The following is a 20574-nucleotide window of genomic DNA, read 5'->3' as shown; positions in this document are numbered from 1 at the left end:
AATTTATTTTAATTTGCATGACGCAAACCAAATAGTGAAGTTAACCCGGCAATCCGTAGTCCAAGACCATGAAGAATATTTGTCTTTTTTGGTTCAGCTGGACGATGAATCAACGGTGGACGTGAACTGGTCTTGGTATACCGGTCATCAAGTCGTTCATTATCAAACTTATTGTAGATAATTACGATCTTTGAATCAGGAGTCCAGGCATTTACCTGTTCACTTGGCAAAAATGCCCGATCAGGTGCACAGCCTTTAATTTCAGGAGCATCAAATTCAGCCCATTCCTTTGGTGAATCAGGTTGGATAACCCATTGACTGGGGCTGTGACATAAGTCCTTTAAATTAAGAGAACCGTTCGGAATTTCATTTGAAATTCTGAGCGGTTCTTCCTTTTCTTAAAATTAATACTAAATATGGACAGCCTCCCGGCGATCTTTTTCATATTCAGTGCCATTAGGGCAATTCCAATCTGACTTTTGGCTTTCTTGAGACCACGCACCGTGAACCTCTTGAAACCCAAATAAGCTTTCAAATTTCCAAAAACAGTTTCTACATCGTACTTGCGACGAGAATACGTAGTGGACTTTGAAAGCGACTTACGTGCTTTAGCTTTAAAATACTCCCATTGTGGATTAACCATAATATACTTAGTGTTTCCACGTGGCGTTAATGCCTGAGGAATAACTTGGTGATTTTCATCGTACTTTTCGGCTTGATATACCTTAAAGTCGCGATGGAACTTATATTTATCGTTTCGGTAAGCGTATCGTTTAAAATTAAAGCGGACTCCAGCTGGATTGACATAGTAATCATCATCTTCATGGTATTCCCAATTCATAACCTTTCGATCATCAGAGCGCCATTTGCGACTATTCTCTTTAATCATCGTGCTATAAGGAATTAAGGCGGTACAATCAGGCAACTCATCTTCAAGATATTTATAATTACGTTCAGACCCATAACCAGCATCGGCTACAATTTCTCGTCCCAAAACTTCGTTCTGGGCGAGCTGCTTAAGAAATGGAATTAGTGTTCTCGTATCAGTGGGGTTTTGCATTAAGTCATAACCAAGCGTAAATTGCGAACTAGTCATAATTTGAAGATTATATGCCGGCTTAGTTTGTCCATTACGCATCGGATCTTCTTTAACGCGCATAAAAGTAGCTGCGTGATCTGTTTTAGAGTAGCTATTCCGTGAACCAGCGATCTGTATTTGAGTACGATATTCTAAATTTTTTTGGCGACAGTGTTCTAAAGCGCGGCGATATTTTTTGGCGTGGCGTCGTTCTTGTTTGGCTGGATTAGGCGAAACCTTAGCGGTTTCGCTTACCTGTTGATTCAATTCTTCGATACGTTGTTCAAGAAGTGCAATAATAGTATCGAGCTGATCAACGTCAAAGTTATTCTCGTCAACGGCGATTTTAACTTCAACTTGCTTGATTTCTTGAAGCAGTTTACGGGCTTTTTCAACGTTTAATTCACGATATTTGATCGTACGCTTCTTCCAAACAAAGGAGTACTTATTTGCGTTAGCCAGAATTTTAGTGCCATCAATAAATGAAGCCTCATCAATCATTCCTTAAGCTTTCAAGTAGTCATGAAATTCCTTAAAACTGCTTTGGATCATTTCTGCTAAGTCCTTAGAAATCACAAAGCGAGCAATCGTACGGTAAGTCGGTCGCTGTTCTTGAGTTAACCACATTGCGACAATATTTTCACGAGCAAAGCGTTCAATTTTCCGACAGGAAATAATACCGTAACTGTAGGCTAAAAGGACCAATTTTAATAACATTCTCGGATCGTATTCCCTTGGTCGCCCCATAATATTAGGCTTGCGGATCGCAAGGCCTTCAACTAATTGATTAATATAACGAGCAGGATGGTTTAATTCAGGTTCATAGGCAGTAGGTATGTTCAAACTAAGTTGATTCATGTTATAATTAGTTTCCAATGTTTTATGTATCCTTTCGAGGGTATTTTGAAGACATCGACGGGCTGGTCGGTGTCTTTTTCTTTTACTAACACATATTTTAAAGGAAAACGGAGTTAAATGAAATCCGAAGATTTCATCTAACTCCGCTTATTATTAGGGACTTATGTCACAGCCCCCTTTTAGTTTATTTTCTTAATTGTACTTTAAACGTTGACTTCTAGTAATGATTCATCTTGTTTAATAAAGACCGCACCAAGATTTCCCGGTTGCTTTTGCCAACCATTTATCGGTTCACCATTAAAGAACAATCGTTTAGCCTCGATTTCTCCCATTACCGACTGCTCAGTAAACACGGTCACGCTAGAAAGATCTGTTTGTAAAGGATAACCGGTTCGTGGATCCAGCAAGTGGTGATACTTCTTGCCATTCACTTCCAAGAAGCGTTCGTAGATCCCTGAAGTAACAGCAGAACAAGCTGGTTTACGGACGATTTCAATGTCATCCCCCCGCTTCAACCGCGGATCCTGAACGCCAATTACCCATTGACCATCTTCACGACGCGGTGACTTTCCCACAAACAGAAGGTTCCCGCCAAGGTTAATAATTCCCGCTTGAACTCCCTGCTCAATCCAAAAGTCACGAACTCGATCAGCAATGTAGCCCTTGGCAATTCCACCAAGATCTAACTCCATCCCCGCTTCTTCCAAGAAAACGGTTCGGTAGTCATCATCCAATAGAACCTTATAGGGATCGATTAATTTGAGCCGCTCTTGAATATCAGCATCTTGAGGAACATTCGCTCCCGTAAAGCCGATCTTCCACAGCTTCACTAGCGGCCCAATCAAGGCGTTAAAGCCAAAGTTTTCCCGACTGTACTTAACAGCTAATTTGATTAACTCATAAGTTGATGGTGAAACAACCTTGGGCTCCTTTCCTGCTGCATGATTAACACTCATTACCTCTGATTCAGGGCGGTTAACCGTCAGCCGATCTTCATATTCATCAATTAACCGCATTGATCTCGCCAGCAACGGATAATAGCGATCGCCAAAAAGAGTTAGGACAATCTTTGTTCCTAACGCATGGTGGACCATTGAATGGCGTTGATTTACTAATTCGTTAGTCATCGTTCTCTGAAGCCCCGGTTGATGCATCAGCGGTATCGTCTTCCGCATCAACACTACCAGTTTCGGAGGCACCAGTTGTGGCGTCGGTCTCCTCTGCTGGTCTTTCGTCGGCAGCTACTGGTGTATTTTCCTCATCATCACTATCATCGCTGTTTTCTGAAGCACCAGTTGAGGCATCGACTGCTGGTTCTTCTTCCTCTGGTGCAGAATCATTAGTGCTCTTGGATGCGCCAGTAGTTGCATCCTTGCTCCAGGCACCATTTTCAAAGAGGTTCAAGATGTATTCGACGCTTCCAGTAAATTCGATGGTCCCAAGGTAATGACCATTGATGTCCCGTAAAGCGTAGTATTGGATCAATGAACGGTGACCATTCATCCAGAGTGGCCGCGTAACAACGTCCTTCTTCCCTTCACGGAAGCTGTTGATAATGCTCATTACTGCTGGAACAGCCATTGGTGGATGGCATTCTTGAACAGTTTCACCGAGGGAAGCTGTATTCCGAACGTGCTCCCGGTTTGGCTTATCTGAGAACCAAGCGAAATGATCGGTACTATCGATCAAATCAACTTCAAACGGAATCGTACTAAAGATTTGCTGAACTTCTTTGAGTGTCAAACGACCAGTAGGGAAATTAATGTATGCATCACTGATCGTTGGTTGCTTAATGGCCATATCAAGACCCTCCCTATCTGTATTCTTGAAGATTTGAATATATTCAATAAAATGTTCAAAGCACTTTTCTAGGTTATCAATTGCTTCTTGGTCTACCAAGCGTCCGTCCTTAGCAAAGGTATCACGAACATTCCCGATTAAGACCTCGTTCCCTGGAATCAGGTTAGTATTGCAATCTGGTGAAATCAAGATTTGCCGCATTTGAACTTGTGAACGTGCAGATGCTTGACGACCATAAGCTACCCCAACGATCATTGCAGGCTTTTCCGAAAGTACCTTGGTCTTGTAGGAAAGCCACTCGATAGCTGACTTAAGAACGGCAGGAATCCCGTGGTCGTATTCAGGAGTGGAGAATACTAAGCCATCAGCTTCCTTAACCTTTTGCTTTAATTTCCAGACTTCTGTTTGCTCGGATAGGGGAGTGTCAACGCTAAATGGTGGCAGTTTACCAACTTCGTAAATCTCAATATCAGCCATTTGCTTAAAGTGCTTCTTCATAAACCGCAACAGTAACCGGTTGTATGAAAAATCAGCATTGGTACCGACAAAAGCGAGAATCTTCATCATTACTTACTCATCTCCTCGTTCATTCGATCAATTGCTTTCGCATAGTAACGGAAGCCGTTCATACATTTTTCTAAGAAGCCAATTGTTCCCTTATCAGTAATGTTTCCTTCTTCGTCCATCAAACTGGTAACATTACTCATGAAAAATTCGTCACCTTGGTAGACATTTGCATTAATCCCTGGGGAAATTAAAATATCACGCAATTGAACCTGGGACCGTGATGCTCCCTGATCATGCGTTGAGGCCCCAATCGTCATTACTGGCTTCCCAGTAAGGGGGTGCACACTGTAAGACAACCATTCAACAATACTCTTCAACGCTGAGGTAATTGAGTGATTATATTCAGGACTAGCGATGATCACGGCATCGGCATCCTTAATCCGGCGGTCAATGTCCTTGATTACTTCAGGGGCATCACCCTTAAAGCTTTCGTTAAACATTGGTACTTGGCGAATATCAATCACATCAATCTGATCTTGATCCTTAAAATGTTGAGCCATGAATTCTAACAACATCCGGTTATATGAATGATTAGCATTTGACCCAGCAATTGCAGCAATTTTCAAGTATGTCACTTCCTCTTTCAGTTTATTCATTAATTCACAACCATTTTACTATATTTTAACCGATTAAAAAATAGATTATTAGTATTTTGATTATTTTTAGACATTTTTCAAACTTTTGATTATAATTAAACCCTTTAAACCAATAAATTTTAATTATCGTCGGCTAAGGTAATATTCAAATAATAACATTATTGTTCAGCAATCACTTGTTAAGAGCGATATGCTAAAATAAGACAATACTCTTTGAAAGGATCGAAAATATATCATGGTTCAATCACGGCAACGACAACAAAACATCGAAGTACAGGTTGGGGATCGTTTCCCATTAACGATTCGTCGACTGGGGGTTAACGGTCAAGGAATCGGCTACTTTAAGCACAAGGTCTGCTTTGTCCCTGGTGCCCTTCCGCACGAAGTCGTTGTCGCTGAAGTAACCCGGGTCCATCCCCGCTTTCTTGAAGCTAAAATCCACCGACTGCGCAAAACTAGTCGTGATCGGGTTGAACCCCGCGATAGCTATGCCGATGTTGCGGGGGGCTTTGAATTAGAAAAGCTGGCTTATCCAGCCCAATTGCGGTTTAAACGACAGGTCGTTTTGGATAGTCTCGAAAAATTCAAGCCATATGGTTATCGCAACTATGACGTTCGCCCTACTATTGCAGCACCACATGAATATGGCTACCGGAATAAGGCTTCATTCCAAGTGCGGATGATTGATGGTCACGTTGCCGCTGGGTTGTACAAGGCAAACAGTCATGACCTAGTAGACATTCAAGAATGTGCCGTTCAGATGCCAAACACAATGAAGGTTATTCGCACTGTTGTTCAAGCAATCGAAGACCTCCAAATTCCGGTATACGATGAGGAACGTAACAGCGGGATCATCAAGACCCTGGTTGTCCGTGAATCAGCAGCGACCGGTGAAGTTCAATTGACATTAATTACTAATACATCAAAACTGCCACATAAGCGTCAACTACTGGAAGCCATTCAGGAACAGCTCCCAAAGGTTGTCTCCGTAATGCAAAACGTTAATCCTGGCGATACCCCGCTGATTTGGGGCGAGCAAATGATCCACTTAGCCGGACAAGAATACATTACCGAAAGTCTAATGGGGTTGGACTTCCGCCTCTCCGCCCGTTCCTTCTTACAGTTAAACCCAGAACAAACGGAAACGTTGTATGAGGAAGCGGCCAAGGCACTAGAGCTTTCCCCTGACGATACCCTGATTGATGCTTACGCGGGAATTGGAACGATTGGATTGTCATTGGCTAACCGGGTAAAGGAGGTTTGGGGAATGGAAACAATCCCCGAAGCCGTTGCAGACGCCAAACAAAACGCTAACCTTAATGGCATTACAAACGCTCATTACGAAGTCGGCTCAGCAGAGGATGTTATCCCGCAATGGCGAAAGGAAGGTCATCACTTTGACGCGTTAGTAGTCGATCCGCCACGAACCGGTTTAGACAATGATCTGATTGAACAGATCATCAAAGAACGCCCTGCCAAGTTCGCCTACGTTTCATGTAACATGGCATCCCTTGCTCGTAACCTCGGTCGATTAACCAGCGTCTACCATGTTGACTATATCCAACCAGTCGACATGATGCCGCAAACCACCCGTTGCGAAGCGGTGGTGAAGTTATCAATTAGAAAATAGGTAATAAAAAATACCAGTGTATTTTTCTCGCAAGAAGAAACAATACTGGCATTTTAATTTACGAATTTTTAGGCTAATGCATTCCACTGCTTCCAAGTATTAAGGTTACTGATTGCATCGAGGGAATCGTAGGCGCCGGTGCTTAGTTTTTGAAGGAGTTTTGGATCGGTCAGGATGTCTACGGCAGCTTTTTCCATCTTCTTCGCGTTATTTAGTGGTACTAGCTCACCGTTGACGCCAGACTTGACCATTTCACTTGGGCCATACATGTAATCGTAGGTCACAACTGGGACACCGTGGGATAATGCTTCACCCATTGCTAATGGCTGGGCATCGATCCGGCTCGTATCCATGAATAATTGAGCAGTATTATAAGCCGGATCTAATTTTACTTGGTAACCGGCAAACACTACGGTACCAGTCAAGCCCGCATCATCAACCTGCTTCTTGTAGCGGTTAACGTCTTCAGGATTACCGTAACCATAAAGAGTTAGCTTAGCAGTTGGCACCTTTTTGTGAATCCGGGTAAAGATTTCAATTAGCTTCCCGGTCTGCTTGTCTTCACCAAGACGACCAACATAAATAATTTGTCCCGCAATCCGGTACTTCATGTCGGTCCGTTGGTTATTGCTCTTAACCGGAACACCGTTAATTGCGTAAACTGGCTTCTTGTCACCAATTCGCTTCCGAATCATCTCGGCCTGAGCTTCAGTCATGGTAATGATCCCGTCCCACTTATCAAGGTCAGTAGTAAGTGGTCCTTGAAGCATTGGGTTAAGTGGCCCGGTCTTAAGGTTATTACCATCGTTGACGTGGTTCATGGCCATCCAGAGATACTTCTTAGCGGCAGTTTGCATGTTCATCACTGGCTGGATTGCGACTGCTGGCCGGTCAGCAATGAAGACGTTATTTTCGCCATTTGCCTTATTCAATTCATCAAGGAAGAAGGCAAAGAGATCCTCCTCACTATCAAAGAAGCGATCGTGTCCCTGGTAATTCTTCAGAACATTCAACGAGTTGATTGGCGTATTCTGAACAGACTTAACGTAATACCGTTCCATGTAAATGGATTGGTCAGGACGGTAATACCGTTCAAAACTAATTTGACCGTCTTCACCAATAAACTGATCAACAGACTTGAATCCCCGAAGATCGTACTGTTGGCGAAGAGTTACATTCCCCGCAACATCAAACCAGTCGATGTGGTTTACTAGACCAACAGTTCCACCGGTAAAGTAAACGATGCAGACCAGGCGATCACCATCCTTAACTTCTTGGTAGTTGTTCCCGGTTCCTACCTGGTATTCGATCGGTAGGTTCAGATCGCTGACGTGGAGATCATGCCCCACGTAATCAGTTGTCCCCGCAAAGAAGTCGTACATATTAACAAGCTGGTCATCAGTTAAACCGAACCGTTGCAGGGTGGCGTGGATAATTTGGTCATAGTTCCGCGTAACTAACTTGGCTTCGGCATTGTGATCCTTAAAGAGCTTCAGCCGCTTCATTTCAGCGTGTTCAATACTTGAATCGTTGCTCAATAAGTATTGGTTAACGAAAAAGAACATTATTTAGCGGCCTCCTTTGTTTTCATATCATCAACTAGTTCGTTCCATAGTTTCATGACATTGGGTTCAGAGTAACGTTCACTATCTTGGTAGGCATTTTCACTGAACTTTGCCAACTTTTCTTGATCTGTCAGGAGGTCGATAATTGCCTTGGCTAGGCCATCAACATCCCCATTTTGGGTAAGGATCCCGTTTTGGCCGTCAATCACAACGTCAGCTGGTCCATACTTAATGTCGTTCGCTACAATTGGCAAACCGTGTGACTGTGCTTCAACTAATGATAAAGGCAACCCTTCGGCACGGCTTGGCAGAATCAGTAATTGGGCATCATTATAAACCGCATTAGGATCATTAGTGTAACCATGGAAAGTTACGGAATTACCGAGATCTTCATCCTTCACGATCTTCTTTAACGTCTTGTCAAAGTTATCGTTCGCGTATCCCCAGAAGTCCAGTTTTGCCGTAGGAACCTTTTCTAAAATCTTTGGCCATGCCTTAAGCAAATGATCCTGTTGCTTTTCTGGTGAAAGCCGCGCAACCATTACGACTTGGTTCTTTGTCCGCTGTTCGAATGGAATGTGCTTAGCTTCCAAGACTGCCTTAGGAACAATCGGACCTGGGATCCGGTAAATCTTTGTCCCGTACTTTTCAAACCGGTCCTTAACATCCCTTTGTTGCTGGGGAGTCAAAGTGATGATCCCGTCCCAATCTTTGACGTGGTTAAGTCCCCAAGTATAGTTATAATTTAAGGTTGAATGCAACATATCACTGTTATCATTAACGTGATCATTGTGCAATTGCATTGTCCGGAAAACCCGGTGTTTCATGTGGAGTACTGACCAACCAACTTCGTATGTCCGGTCAACCACCAAACCAACTGGGCCATCCCCGACCAATTCGGGATCAGTCACGATCTCATCATAGAAGAACCGCGTCAGTTCATCGAGATTAGCAAACTGGTAGTCCTGTCCCTTGTAATTGAAGAGGTGGTAAGTATCAACTACCTTATTCCGCTTATTCTTCTGGTGTTCCAACTGAATAGCGATAGAGCCATCTGGACGGAGGTAGTTTTCAGTTGCAATGTTGCCATCCCAGTCGTAAACTTGTTCAACCGAGATGAATCCACGATTATCGTACCAACTAACCTTCAACAACTTGCCAAAGTGATCAAAGTACTGAAGGTTAATGATGTGCTTTTCCTTATCATTGCGTCGCCGGACATACATAATCCGGTTACCGTTCCGATAGTAGTTATAGTTGATTCCGTCAGCTTTACGTTCCCAGCTAGGATCGATATTAAGATCCTTAATGGTGACATCTTTTTGTGGAAAGATTCGTGCTTCTTGGAAATAATCAAATAAGTTTACAAAGTCTTCATCAGCGATCCCGGCTTCTGCAGTTACCATGTGAAGTTCATTTGAATACTTCCGGGTAACAATCTTAGCTGGTTCGTCAAACATCTCAAACAGGTGCAACCGCTTGATTTGCGCGTGTTCAATGCCTGACTTGTTATGCTGAATATTATCGTTCAGAAAGAATAACATTGCTTTTCTCCTTTTCTACGTTAACAGGTTAAGTGTACCATAACAAAAGCAGTGATATTAGGACATGTAAACAGTTTGTGTTAAAATTTATACTTATAATATGAAAGAAGGAGAAGATTAATGCAAAACCCATTTGGTAATAACAATAACAATGACCAAAACCCGTTTGATCTCAATAATCTCCCATTACCGCCAAATTATGCCAAAATCGTTAATGATCAGGGGCAAATTAGGATCGCCAAAGTGGGAATTTCATGGACAACACTCTGGTTTGGTCCCCTACCGGCACTATTCCGGGGCGACTACTATAACTTTATCTTAATGATCGTCCTTGACCTTGATTACGCATTAGTAGTTCTCTTTTTCGGTTTAAACTGGTTAACGCAATTTCCATGGCCTTCACTTGTGTTTGCAATCCTCTACAACATGATGTACTTCAAGCACTCCTTCAACATTGGCTATCGTCCCGCTGACCAGCGTTCACGCGAACTACTAGAAAGATTTCATTATCTAAAAAAATAAGGAACTGGAAAAAACAAATTATTTTTCCAATTCCTTATTTTATTATTAGAATAACAGCCTAATCAGCGTTTTCGCCTTCAAAAAATTCATGACGAATCTCCTTGTATGCTGCTACCGGATCGTCACTTTGGGTAATTGGCCGACCAACAACAATTCCGTTGCTTCCCATTTCAGCAGCTTGCTTTGGTGTCACAACCCGTTTCTGGTCATCATGTGTGTTTAAGTCAGGCCGAATCCCTGGTGTGATGCAGAGAAAGTCCGGATTGGTAACTTCACGAATTGCAGAAATTTCCTTGGCGGAACAAACTACTCCTGCTAAGCCACTCTCATCGGCCAACCGGGCATAATTTTGAACGGATTCCATTACGGTACCGTTAATCTTCTGTTCGTTGTGAAGGATCTCCTCGTCAATGGATGTCAACTGGGTAATTGCCAACATCTTGGGAACTGAATTACGCGCTTCGGCAGCACCTTGCTTCAACCCGCGTAAACCAGCCTTCATCATTTCGCTGCCACCAGCAGCATGAACGGTAACAAACGCAACTCCTAACCGTCCAACTTGAGCCATCGCCCGTTCAACCGTGTTCGGAATATCGTGCGCCTTCAGATCAAGAAAAATCTTAAATCCACGTTCCTTAGCTTGTTTAATGATTCCGGGACCAAAAGCATAGAATAATTCCATTCCGATTTTGATAATTGGCATATGATCAGTGTCGTTAGAAAGGCGATCAAAGAGTTGAACAGCCTTCCGCTTATCAGGGACATCAATAGCAACAATTGGTTCAAAGCGTTCCATAATTTTCCTCCTAAAAAAGCACCAGTGCTCCTCAGAAAAGGGAGACTGGTGCTTTTGCGTTCTCGCTCATAACACCGTTTCGCCCTCACTGGAGCAGATTAAATGGTTAATAATTTATTCGTGATGTTCGATTGTAATATCTTCGTGACCGTCATATTCTTCAACGGCAACATGAACTGTTTCATTCATTGCAGTTGGGATGTTCTTACCAACAAAGTCAGGCCGAATTGGTAATTCACGGTGGCCTCGGTCAACTAGCACAGCAAGTGAAATTTGTTGTGGTCGTCCCATATCCATCAAGGCATCTAGGGCCGCCCGAACTGTCCGCCCGGTAAAGAGAACATCGTCAACAAGGATGACATGCTTATCGTTAATATCAATTCCAAGTGAAGATGTCTTAACTGTTGGTTCCTTATGATGATCAGGAATGTGCCGATCATCCCGATATAAGGTAATATCAAGCGCACCAACTGGAATTTCAACGTTTTCAAGTTGGTTTAACCGCTTAGCTAGCCGTTCAGCAAGGTAAACTCCCCGAGTCTTAATCCCAACAAAGACAAGGTTTTCGACCCCTTTATTCTGTTCAATAATTTCGTAAGTAATTCGTGTTAATGCCCGTTGCATACTTGATCCATCAACAATTTCATGGGCCATCCTGGTCACTTCCCCTTAATCAATTTATTTTTACAAAACCCTTCTCCACTGAAACTGTGAGGAAGGGTCTAATTACTTATTCGTTCCTTCTTGATTTCACGGAATCAGGTTAAAGGCGATATTTCTCTTATTACCAGTATTTTAAGCGTCTCGCCTAAGCCTGTCAATAATTATCATTGGTTACTATTACTCTGGCTAGCGTGCTTATTCAACCAGTTTTCCATCATGGAAGTGATATTATCCCAAATCTGACTGAACCCATCCTTATTTTTCAGATTATTGACTGTGCTAGTAGCGTTATCAGGGTCTTGTTGAACCTGGGTAATAGTTTGATCAATGTCATTTAGCTTTTGCTTAGCGGAATTACTACTTAGCTGATTTTCGATCTGTTGATTTTGGTTTGAAATATTATTCAAGTGGTTCTGGAGTTCTTGCTGATCATGATCTTTCTCGTATTGTCGAGCAGCACCACGAAGCGCGGCAACCTGTTCCGCAAGTTTTTGATTATCAGAACTCAGCTTACTAATACTACTGGAGTTATCGCTAATTTGGCTGCTTTGTTCCTCGTTATTGGCTTGCTGATTCTGATTGCGGTTATGTGCTGAAACTGCCCACCACACAATAATTATTGCCAGTAAGACGATCAATGCTACTAGCCAACCCCAATGATGCCTTTTCAGCGCAGTTGATTGGTGACCCCGATTTGATTGTGATTGAACTTGTTCTCGAGGCTTAACGTTTAAGGTTAAGTGATCTGACGCGGTTTGACCATCGCTATCCATTACTGTAACGGCAATTGGATACTCACCCTGCTGGTTAATGTTAACCTGAGTTAAGTTAAACGTAATCTTATCGGTGAGGTCACGACCATCACTCGTTGCTTTAATTCCAAATTGATTAATCAATTCTGAATTGACGATTGACTGTCCCAGTGGCCAATCAAGGTAGTGTCGTTGAATCGTTAAAACTGGTTGTGCCATAATATCCTCCATATTTTCTCGTTAATTCGTTTGCATTATAGCACATGATGAAAAAGCTAATCGCAAGTTTTCCTAGCGATTAGCTTTTAGAATGTCTATTGAATTATTAGGTAAGCTAGAGTTCTACTGCTACACAGTCGAAACGTGCTTCGCTCGAGTTTCCTAGAGCTAGCAACCTCCTTCCTAGGCGCAGGTCGCCTTCGTCAGGAGAAATTGCTAGCTTTCCGGAAACTCTTTGAAGCGAAGGCACTCTATAATTCCCACGGATCCTTTACAATAATGGTTTGAATTCGGTCGGCACCGACGGAAACGGTGGCGAGTGGGGTTTCGGATAATTCGCTAACTCGCTTGAGGTAGTTTTGAGCGTTAACTGGTAAATCTTCGAACTTCTTAACACCAGTAATATCTTCATCCCAACCAGGCATTTCTTCGTAAACTGGTTCGCAACGGTCGAGTTCCTTTAAGCTAGCAGGGTAGTAGTCGATTACTTTGCCATCGAGCTTGTAGGCCTTGCATAATTTAACGGTCTTTAAGCCGGTCAAAACATCCAACAAGTTCAAGCTCAAAACAGAAAGTCCTGAAACACGACGTGCGTGCCGCATAGCAACGGTATCAAACCAACCAACCCGACGAGGACGACCAGTAACAGTACCGTATTCATGACCAGTTTCACGAATTTGGTCACCAATTTCATCAGTCAATTCTGTTGGGAATGGGCCAGCGCCAACACGAGTTGAGTAAGCCTTGCAGATCCCAACAACAGTATTAATCTTGTTAGGTCCAATACCAACACCGGTGCAAACACCACCAGCGATTGGGTTTGAAGCAGTAACGTATGGGTAAGTACCCTGATCAACATCAAGCATTACCCCTTGAGCACCTTCAAAGAGAACCTTCTTATCGGCATCCAAAGCGTCATTAACAACCCGTGAAGTATCAGTAACGTACTTCTTCAACTGTTGACCATATTCATAATAAGGTTCAAAAATATCATCAAAGTTAATTGGATCAACGTGGTACAACTTAGTGAATAATTCGTTCTTTTCCTTTAAGTTACGCTTCAACTTAATTTCGAACGTATCCTTTTCTAACAAGTCACACATCCGAATACCTACACGGGAAACTTTATCCATATATGTAGGTCCAATCCCGTTTTTAGTGGTACCAACCTTGTGATCACCCTTAGCAGCTTCCTGGCACTTGTCCAATAGAATGTGGTAAGGGAAAGTAATGTGTGAACGTGAAGAAATCCGTAAGCCAGAAAGGTCGATTCCGTTGTCTTCCAGATACTTCATTTCCTTAAGCATTGCTGGTGGATTAATAACAACCCCGTTACCGACAACCGCCAACTTATCCTTACCGAAAATTCCAGATGGGATCAACCGTAAGGCAAACTTCTTTCCATCGAACGCAATTGTGTGACCGGCATTATTTCCACCTTGGGAACGGACTACAACATCCGCTTCTTGACTAAGGTAATCGGTCATTTTACCTTTCCCTTCGTCTCCCCATTGACTACCAACAATCACAACTGATGACATTATTCTTTCACCTCAAACTATTAATTTGTAAAAGACGTTTTTACTTCACTATATTACCGGACTTCAGAATCTTCGTCAAGGAGATAACGAACGATTTTTCTAAGCATTTTTATAATTGTCCGATGTTTTTTATTGACGATAATCATTAAACAGTGCATAATAGCATACGGAATTTTTAAGAAAGTAAAGGAGCTGTTCTCGTGCAAACATTCGATTACGATGACATCCAACTAATCCCAAACAAGTGCATTATTAAAAGCCGAAAAGAGGCTGATACCAGCATTAAATTTGGACCAAAAACATTCAAGATCCCTGTTGTACCGGCAAACATGGAAAGCGTGATCAACGAAGACCTTGCTATTTGGCTCGCCCAAAATGATTACTTCTATGTGATGCACCGGTTTGAACCCGAGAAGCGTGCCGGGTTCGTTAAACGGATGCATGAGCGCGGCCTCTTTGCTTCCATTTCTGTTGGAATTAAGGATGCTGAATACGACTTTATCGATCAACTAAAAGCCGAACATTTAGATCCAGAATACATTACAATTGATGTTGCCCATGGTCATTCCGATTTTGTTATTAAAATGATCCAATACATCAAGAAAAACCTTCCCGACGCATTCGTAGTCGCTGGAAATGTCGCAACCCCCGAAGCAGTTCGTGACCTAGAAAATGCTGGGGCGGATGCTACTAAAGTTGGTGTTGGTCCTGGTAAGGCCTGCATTACTAAGTTAAAGACCGGTTTTGGTACTGGTGGCTGGCAACTCGCTGCAATCCGCCTCTGTGCTAAAGCCGCTCGTAAGCCAATCATTGCTGACGGTGGTATTCGTCATAATGGTGATATTGCTAAGTCCGTGCGCTTCGGTGCTTCAATGGTAATGATCGGTTCAATGCTTGCTGGTCACCTTGAATCTCCAGGTCACGTGATCACAATTGATGGCAAGCGCTATAAGCAATATTGGGGCTCTGCTTCTGAAGTTCAAAAAGGCGCTTACCGGAACGTTGAAGGTAAACAAATGCTCGTTCCTTACCGTGGTTCAATCAAAGATACTCTTCGCGAAATGCAAGAGGATCTTCAATCATCAATTTCATACGCTGGTGGTCGTGATCTTGAATCAATCCGCCGCGTCGATTACGTAATCGTCAAAAACTCTATCATGAATGGGGATTATTAAAGTCAGAGTGCGACAGAGTGCGAGCCAGCAAAGAGCTTGCGGAAAGTTAGCAATTTCTCCTGACGAAGGCGTCTTACGCCTAGGAAGGAGGTTGCTAACTCTAGCAAGCTCCTGGCGAGCAGATCTTGACTATGTTGTCTATAGGAGCTTCCCTGCGAGCAGATCTCAGCCATATCGCAGTAAGAACACCACTAACTTCTAATAAAAGTCTAAAGAGATCGTGAAGAATCAGCTGATTTTTCACGATCTCTTTTTTGCTATACGGTTACCCAACTGTACCGTTGAAGAAATAATGGTGAATCTCCTTTTTCTTTATTAAGCTTAGATTCTTGTTCAGCTAGCTGAAGCTTATAATTAGAGTCTAAAGATAGTAGTAATTTACTAGGAATCCCCATAACTTTTTCAATACGAAGAGCTAAGATCTCTGTTAAATATCGTTTTCGATTAAGAATATCTGAAATATTTTTCTGACTTACTCCAATCCGTTTTGCTAAATCAGACTGCGTAATTCCATAGTAGCCCATTACTTCCTTGAGTAGATCAGCAGCTGAGCTAGTATGATACTGTTTTATTCTATTTTCACGATGCAACATTATTCATCAGCTCCTTAATGCTCAGTAGAGTACTTTATCATTTATTTCTAATCACTAAAATGCAAAACCTCACCCAAAGGACGGCGCTCGGACCGGTAAGAATTAATCTTCGCTTTTTTCTCGTAGCCCAGTGAAATCCCTTCAATAAAGCGCTCGTCGTCAGGAACATCCAGGATCCGGTGCAAAATATCGGGAAAACGAACACTATTATAGGTTGGAATTGATCCCAGGCCTAGATCAGTTGCCGCTAACATTAGTGTTTGGCCAAAAGCTCCCGCGTCCAGAATCGACCAATCCGGTGAAGCCTTTGGAATCGTAATATAGAGGATTACCGGAGAATTGTAGAGAGTCTGACTAGCTTCGGTCATTTATTGGTGAGCCTCGTCAAACGTTGGAAAATGATGAACAATGCCATGGCGCCACTGCTTCATATTAGCCTGCGTTTTATCGCTCCAGTCTTCCCGTGACATCACTGTCAAATCGGGATGTCCGTGATTTCCTGCTAGATCTTTCTCATGATATGCCGTCTTAATTTGCGCCAACGATTTGCCCATTGCACAGTAAACTTGCCACGGTTGCGAATTAACCCACGATGGGGCCCGCTGTGCTAGTTTCACAACTTTCTTAATGAGATCCTGTTCAACAGGTTGATCAGTAAACTGCCGAACTGAATGACGAGAATTAATTGCTTCCGTTAAATTCATTCTGATCGCTCCCTAATTACCTTATTCGTTAGTTACAGTTTAACCTATTTTTATTAACTAACGGAACCAGCACTAGCCTTTTTGAGCAATAAAGTTAGCAATCAATGATGATCTCGTTAACAACGACTTCGCACTAGCATGTTCTTTTTCGCTATGGGCGTCATCCCCGACAACCCCTAAAGCATCAATTGTCGGTACATTCCGGGCAACCATAATTCCCGCATCGGATGCTCCACCGCCACCAACAGCTCGGAGCTTACCATAACCAACCTGTTGGGCAACCTGATTTAACTCAGCAAAAAGCTTATTAACTGCTGGCGTGTCCTCCATACTATCGATCTTCGTCCGCACTTTCACTGTAGTTGTCGTATCTGAAACGGTTGGCGTAGCAGCGATTGATTTAATCCGCTCCAATAATTGATCCCGTTGCTGGTTCGTCTTAAACCGAACACCGAGGCTAGTCGTTGCCCGATCCGGAATAATATTCTCACTAGTTCCCCCATTAATCACTCCACAATTCACATGGACACCCGCTTGCAAATCACTGAGTGCGCTTAATTTAATGATTTGGTGGGCCAATTCAATAATCGCGCTCCGTCCCTTTTCCGGTTCCGCTCCTGAATGGGCAGCTCGGCCATGAACAGTAACATCAACGATCATCCCGCCACGGTTATGGGTTCCAACATGACTTGGATCGTCCTTTGTCCCTTCAAGGTTAAAACCATAGGCACCACCTTGGCACTCTTTCGCAATAATGTTATACGTATTTGAATCCATATGAAGCTTTTCCTCGTCACTCACGACAATCATTTTAACCGGGCGCCGATTCAACTTCAGTTTTACCAGAGCCTGAATTGCAAATAGGCCAATCACCAATCCAGGCTTCATATCAAAGATCCCTGGTCCCGTCATTCGATCCTTCTCAAGCTTAAATGGCCGTTGTTCGACAGTTCCCTTTGGAAAAACGGTATCCATGTGACCAAGCAGAATCACTGGTTGAAGGCCTTCTTCTCCTGGTAACTCGCCAATTAGGGCCATCCCCTGCTTTCCACTATCTCGTTGACGAGTTTGCATTCCGATTTCGCGCATTTTTGCGCTAAGAATATCCGCTACCTTTTGAATACCAGCAATGTCATTAGACGGGCTATCGACATTGATGATTTCCTCTGTTAACTCAACCATTGCCGAAAATTGTTTTTGTAAGTAGTCTGTAATTTGATTCATTGTTATCTCCTCCGCTCAATTAATCGTCTTAATTCTTATAAATAATTAATTGCAAAGCCAGCAAAGAAAACCGACACTAAGGTAACGGTGACCAATCCAGCAGTAATCATTTTTGGTAAGAAATAATTTTCTAATGCCGCTTGTTCTGTCTCTGTTTGACCAGTACTTGCTGCTATTTCCTGAGACAAAATCATTGTAGTGGGAAAGCCAAAAGTACATGTCATCCCCAACGCAACTGCCATTTCACGTGAAACATTGAAGAGCTTTGCGGTAAAGAAAGAAGTTATTACTACCCCAATTGTTCCCACAATCAGGCAAACCAATAATGGGAGTAAAACAGACATTACAGTTTGTGGCGTTGTATTCGCAAGGCTTGCTAAGATCACGATGGTTACCAAGAATGTAATCATCCCACTAGAAGCCGTTTTATCCATGATGTGGTCATTAAGAAAACCTAATTGATTGAAGATAATCCCTAAGATAAAGCACAGGACCAGGTAATTAATCGTACCGTGAATCAGGAGACTAACCCCGTAGCTTAACGAGGCAACGAGACCCAGCTTAGCAAGATTGATAATTGGTGTATCAAAAAGTGCTGATAATTGTAATGGTCGACGGTGCGGAGTCATTTCAGTCTGCTTTTCCTGAAGCTCTGATTTACCGTCTTGGAGAAGTCGGTGAGCTTCCCGCCGCATTGCATAAGTAGCAATTGGAATTCCAATTATGTTTTGGAACGTTAGCACTGCTAGGGCGTAGGTGGACAGCATCTGCATATTCTTTGCCCGCATAGCATTCAGTAAGACCAACGTCGCGGCATTTCCGCCAGCAAAAATTGGGGCACCGACAACACCAAAGTTCTTCTGCTTTACTAATAAGGCAACGGCAACAATTAAAACGCATGAACCGATTGCACCAAGAATCGCAATCACAACTACCTTCCATTGACGCTTTAGTTCAGTAAGATTAATGGTGGTTCCAAGCGACGTTAGCATCAATCCAACAATTGCCATCCCGAATTCTTCAACCCCACTATTTGAGAAAAGATTTTTCGGCAAGATTCCGGTCCAGAAGCCGATTAACGCTAAAACTGAAATTGTTAGTACCGTATCAATAATTCCGTTAGTTTTTCGGGAAACATATTCGCTAGCAGCATAAATCACTAGCAGGATTGTTAAAGAAATTACTCCAGACATAAAAAAATCCTCCAATATCATTTACTGTTCAAAAACCGATCTCGAAGCGTAAATGGTTTGGAAGATCCAAAAAAGACCACGCAGTACTGAACTGTGTGGTCTTTAATAATTTATCGAGCCAACACAGGTACGCTTTGAGAAATCTCAAAATGACCGTACCCGTGTGAAAACACTAAATACGATCAAAAGTGTACCATGCTTGCCAACTATTTTGATAACGTGTTTTCATTATTCTGGCTCCTTTCATTAAATCTTGATTAGAATATTACACTGATTTTCCCAGATGTCAATCACTTATTTTTAATTTGTCTTTTAATTGTGATGATAAACGAAATCTTACCATTGGAATAGCTCGCCTTAATCTGGCCACCAAAGCTTTTAACAATACTCTGGGCCATTGATAGGCCAATCCCATAACCTGATTTTTTCTCACTAACCGTTCGGGCTTTATCTTCACGGTAAAACCGTTCAAAGAATCGTTGGTAGTCAGCATCCTTGCCAGCCGCGAATGAGTTAGTAACAGAAAGGATCACGTTCTTTTTTCGTTTACCTAGTCTTAAATTAAGGAAAACATCGCCATGCGGATCACAGTATTTATTAGCATTATCAAGTAGGATGCTGATTAATTCATAGAAGTAATTCTCATCTGCCCTTACTTTAAGGCCTGAGGTTACCGACTTCTTAAAATGCTTGCCATCCTGAAGAATAACGTTCTTAAAATTATCAGCAACCCGGTTAGTGATTTGACTCGCATCAATCACGGAAAGCGTCATTTGTGGCCGTTCTTGGAGACGGGCCAGAGAAACAAAATAATTAATCAGCTTAGTTAATCGCCCAACCTGCTCTTTTGTACTCTTTGTGAGGTCATTTTCCCCATTCAGCAACTCTTGCATTTCATTATTAGCTGAAATAACGCTTAGTGGCGTCTTTAGTTCATGTCCTGCATTGGTAATAAACTCTTTTTGGCGTTTTTCCGCTTGAATTATTGGGCGGATTGCGGCATTAGAAAACAGAATAAGCACGATTGTGTAGAGCAGCAAACTAATTATTCCTAGAAAGACTCCTAAGTATGTAACTTCCCGCGCTTTGGCTAACATTAGGCTTTCATCCAGGAAAACAACGTTAGTCCGCTTACTATTGTTTTTCACTCGGTAAGCATAAAAGGTCTGATGATAAAAGATCCTTCCCTGTGTTCGGTGGCGCTTCAATACCCGTTGCGTTAATTTTTGAATTTCTGCTGGTGAAACAGATAAGATGTGGCTGTCCTCAATCTGCATCTGCTTATTTTTCTTATTAAAAGTTGCGCTGAAATAGCGGTACTGATACAAGCTTTCTTTGGTAAATTGACTCTGCGAAAATAGCTGTGGTTGGCTAGAAACCGTCCTCGCCGGCATCTCTCCCTCATTATTACTCAAAATTTGCAAAACCGAATTTACTTCCTGATGGGCCCGGAAATAAGTAATCGAACTGATACTACCAACGATTGTGACAATTACTAGTAATAATGCACACGTTGAAAAGATAATAAATTGTTTTCGAAAATGCCGGATCATT

At 42.5% G+C, this 20574-nt stretch carries 18 protein-coding genes and 2 pseudogenes; 3 read left to right on the top strand and 17 right to left on the bottom strand.

Going from position 1 to position 20574, the window contains the following annotated elements; translation table 11 throughout:
• Positions 1–8: 8 nt before the first annotated feature.
• The 6 genes and pseudogenes from N4627_RS00380 to N4627_RS00360 form a co-directional block, all read right to left on the bottom strand.
• The gene (locus tag N4627_RS00380) at positions 9–230 is read right to left on the bottom strand and encodes a hypothetical protein (RefSeq protein ID WP_260964801.1); all 222 of its coding nucleotides are present in this window, start codon (positions 228–230) and stop codon (positions 9–11) included.
• 152 nt (positions 231–382) lie between these two features.
• Positions 383–1159, bottom strand: a pseudogene (locus tag N4627_RS09245) (transposase); the annotation flags it as partial.
• A 423-nt stretch (positions 1160–1582) separates the two neighbouring features.
• The gene (locus N4627_RS09195) at positions 1583–1936 is read right to left on the bottom strand and encodes a transposase (RefSeq protein ID WP_278791919.1); all 354 of its coding nucleotides are present in this window, start codon (positions 1934–1936) and stop codon (positions 1583–1585) included.
• A gap of 203 nt (positions 1937–2139) precedes the next feature.
• Positions 2140–3063: an FAD:protein FMN transferase gene (locus N4627_RS00370; RefSeq protein WP_260964800.1), complete on the bottom strand. Its 924-nt coding sequence runs from the start codon at positions 3061–3063 to the stop codon at positions 2140–2142.
• Positions 3056–4300: an NAD(P)H-dependent oxidoreductase gene (locus tag N4627_RS00365; protein ID WP_098045220.1), complete on the bottom strand. Its 1245-nt coding sequence runs from the start codon at positions 4298–4300 to the stop codon at positions 3056–3058. Before N4627_RS00365 ends, N4627_RS00370 begins: the two co-directional genes overlap by 8 nt.
• A 2-nt stretch (positions 4301–4302) precedes the next feature.
• Positions 4303–4869, bottom strand: coding sequence for an NADPH-dependent FMN reductase (locus tag N4627_RS00360; RefSeq protein ID WP_040530564.1), 567 nt, complete (start codon positions 4867–4869; stop codon positions 4303–4305).
• A 265-nt stretch (positions 4870–5134) separates the two neighbouring features.
• Here N4627_RS00360 and rlmD point away from each other — a divergent pair, with 265 nt between their 5' ends.
• Complete coding sequence (gene rlmD, locus N4627_RS00355) at positions 5135–6529, top strand: 23S rRNA (uracil(1939)-C(5))-methyltransferase RlmD (RefSeq protein WP_240412233.1); 1395 nt, start codon at positions 5135–5137, stop codon at positions 6527–6529.
• Between the two features lie 68 nt (positions 6530–6597).
• Here the strand turns inward: rlmD and asp1 (N4627_RS00350) are convergent, their stop codons facing one another.
• Together asp1 (N4627_RS00350) and asp1 (N4627_RS00345) are read right to left on the bottom strand one after the other, a co-directional pair.
• On the bottom strand, positions 6598–8094 hold the full coding sequence (gene asp1 / locus N4627_RS00350) for an accessory Sec system glycosyltransferase Asp1 (RefSeq protein WP_003716241.1): 1497 nt from the start codon (positions 8092–8094) through the stop codon (positions 6598–6600).
• Positions 8094–9638 (bottom strand): accessory Sec system glycosyltransferase Asp1, encoded by a 1545-nt coding sequence (asp1, locus tag N4627_RS00345; RefSeq protein WP_260964799.1) that lies wholly within the window; start codon positions 9636–9638, stop codon positions 8094–8096. The genes asp1 (N4627_RS00350) and asp1 (N4627_RS00345) overlap by 1 nt, the downstream gene beginning before the upstream one ends.
• Positions 9639–9758: 120 nt before the next feature.
• Here asp1 (N4627_RS00345) and N4627_RS00340 point away from each other — a divergent pair, with 120 nt between their 5' ends.
• Positions 9759–10160 carry a hypothetical protein gene (locus N4627_RS00340; protein ID WP_003716243.1) on the top strand — a complete coding sequence of 134 codons (402 nt, stop codon included), beginning with the start codon at positions 9759–9761 and terminating at the stop codon, positions 10158–10160.
• Positions 10161–10218: 58 nt separating this feature from the next.
• Here the strand turns inward: N4627_RS00340 and pyrF are convergent, their stop codons facing one another.
• The 4 genes from pyrF to N4627_RS00320 form a co-directional block, all read right to left on the bottom strand.
• A complete protein-coding gene (gene pyrF / locus N4627_RS00335; protein WP_098045213.1) occupies positions 10219–10956 on the bottom strand; it encodes an orotidine-5'-phosphate decarboxylase in 738 nt (245 codons plus the stop codon).
• Between the two features lie 114 nt (positions 10957–11070).
• A complete protein-coding gene (gene pyrR, locus N4627_RS00330) occupies positions 11071–11610 on the bottom strand; it encodes a bifunctional pyr operon transcriptional regulator/uracil phosphoribosyltransferase PyrR (protein WP_003716245.1) in 540 nt (179 codons plus the stop codon).
• 173 nt (positions 11611–11783) lie between these two features.
• Positions 11784–12590 carry a DUF5011 domain-containing protein gene (locus N4627_RS00325; protein ID WP_164476903.1) on the bottom strand — a complete coding sequence of 269 codons (807 nt, stop codon included), beginning with the start codon at positions 12588–12590 and terminating at the stop codon, positions 11784–11786.
• A gap of 251 nt (positions 12591–12841) precedes the next feature.
• Entirely contained in the window at positions 12842–14131 is a 1290-nt protein-coding gene (locus N4627_RS00320; RefSeq protein WP_260964798.1) for an adenylosuccinate synthase, read from the bottom strand.
• A 200-nt stretch (positions 14132–14331) separates the two neighbouring features.
• On the opposite strand from N4627_RS00320, the gene N4627_RS00315 reads away from it, so the two are divergent.
• Positions 14332–15306: a GMP reductase gene (locus N4627_RS00315; protein WP_240410861.1), complete on the top strand. Its 975-nt coding sequence runs from the start codon at positions 14332–14334 to the stop codon at positions 15304–15306.
• Between the two features lie 257 nt (positions 15307–15563).
• On the opposite strand, the gene N4627_RS00310 is transcribed toward N4627_RS00315, so the two are convergent.
• The 5 genes and pseudogenes from N4627_RS00310 to N4627_RS00290 all read right to left on the bottom strand — a co-directional run bounded on the left by N4627_RS00310 (position 15564) and on the right by N4627_RS00290 (position 20573).
• Entirely contained in the window at positions 15564–15899 is a 336-nt protein-coding gene (locus N4627_RS00310; protein WP_003716249.1) for a HigA family addiction module antitoxin, read from the bottom strand.
• Positions 15900–15946: 47 nt separating this feature from the next.
• Positions 15947–16603 (bottom strand): annotated as a pseudogene (locus N4627_RS00305) (nitroreductase).
• A 72-nt stretch (positions 16604–16675) separates the two neighbouring features.
• The gene (locus tag N4627_RS00300; protein WP_003716251.1) at positions 16676–17827 is read right to left on the bottom strand and encodes a M20/M25/M40 family metallo-hydrolase; all 1152 of its coding nucleotides are present in this window, start codon (positions 17825–17827) and stop codon (positions 16676–16678) included.
• A gap of 35 nt (positions 17828–17862) precedes the next feature.
• The gene (locus N4627_RS00295; RefSeq protein ID WP_040530571.1) at positions 17863–19020 is read right to left on the bottom strand and encodes a 2-hydroxycarboxylate transporter family protein; all 1158 of its coding nucleotides are present in this window, start codon (positions 19018–19020) and stop codon (positions 17863–17865) included.
• Positions 19021–19310: 290 nt separating this feature from the next.
• Complete coding sequence (locus tag N4627_RS00290; RefSeq protein WP_003716253.1) at positions 19311–20573, bottom strand: sensor histidine kinase; 1263 nt, start codon at positions 20571–20573, stop codon at positions 19311–19313.
• Position 20574 lies beyond the last annotated feature (1 nt).

Source organism: Limosilactobacillus vaginalis (genome assembly GCF_025311515.1).
Taxonomy (GTDB): domain Bacteria; phylum Bacillota; class Bacilli; order Lactobacillales; family Lactobacillaceae; genus Limosilactobacillus; species Limosilactobacillus vaginalis.
This window is presented reverse-complemented; position numbering and strand designations above follow the sequence as displayed.

Bases quoted from the DNA above. Each gene is read 5' to 3' on its own strand.
- N4627_RS00365 (WP_098045220.1), bottom strand. From the start codon at position 4,300: ATGAAGATTCTCGCTTTTGTCGGTACCAATGCTGATTTTTCATACAAC.
- N4627_RS09195 (WP_278791919.1), bottom strand. From the start codon at position 1,936: ATGAATCAACTTAGTTTGAACATACCTACTGCCTATGAACCTGAATTA.
- pyrF (WP_098045213.1), bottom strand. From the start codon at position 10,956: ATGGAACGCTTTGAACCAATTGTTGCTATTGATGTCCCTGATAAGCGG.
- N4627_RS00370 (WP_260964800.1), bottom strand. From the start codon at position 3,063: ATGACTAACGAATTAGTAAATCAACGCCATTCAATGGTCCACCATGCG.
- N4627_RS00325 (WP_164476903.1), bottom strand. From the start codon at position 12,590: ATGGCACAACCAGTTTTAACGATTCAACGACACTACCTTGATTGGCCA.
- N4627_RS00300 (WP_003716251.1), bottom strand. From the start codon at position 17,827: ATGAATCAAATTACAGACTACTTACAAAAACAATTTTCGGCAATGGTT.
- N4627_RS00290 (WP_003716253.1), bottom strand. From the start codon at position 20,573: ATGATCCGGCATTTTCGAAAACAATTTATTATCTTTTCAACGTGTGCA.
- pyrR (WP_003716245.1), bottom strand. From the start codon at position 11,610: ATGGCCCATGAAATTGTTGATGGATCAAGTATGCAACGGGCATTAACA.
- N4627_RS00320 (WP_260964798.1), bottom strand. From the start codon at position 14,131: ATGTCATCAGTTGTGATTGTTGGTAGTCAATGGGGAGACGAAGGGAAA.
- rlmD (WP_240412233.1), top strand. From the start codon at position 5,135: ATGGTTCAATCACGGCAACGACAACAAAACATCGAAGTACAGGTTGGG.
- asp1 (WP_260964799.1), bottom strand. From the start codon at position 9,638: ATGTTATTCTTTCTGAACGATAATATTCAGCATAACAAGTCAGGCATT.
- N4627_RS00340 (WP_003716243.1), top strand. From the start codon at position 9,759: ATGCAAAACCCATTTGGTAATAACAATAACAATGACCAAAACCCGTTT.
- N4627_RS00295 (WP_040530571.1), bottom strand. From the start codon at position 19,020: ATGTCTGGAGTAATTTCTTTAACAATCCTGCTAGTGATTTATGCTGCT.
- asp1 (WP_003716241.1), bottom strand. From the start codon at position 8,094: ATGTTCTTTTTCGTTAACCAATACTTATTGAGCAACGATTCAAGTATT.
- N4627_RS00310 (WP_003716249.1), bottom strand. From the start codon at position 15,899: ATGTTGCATCGTGAAAATAGAATAAAACAGTATCATACTAGCTCAGCT.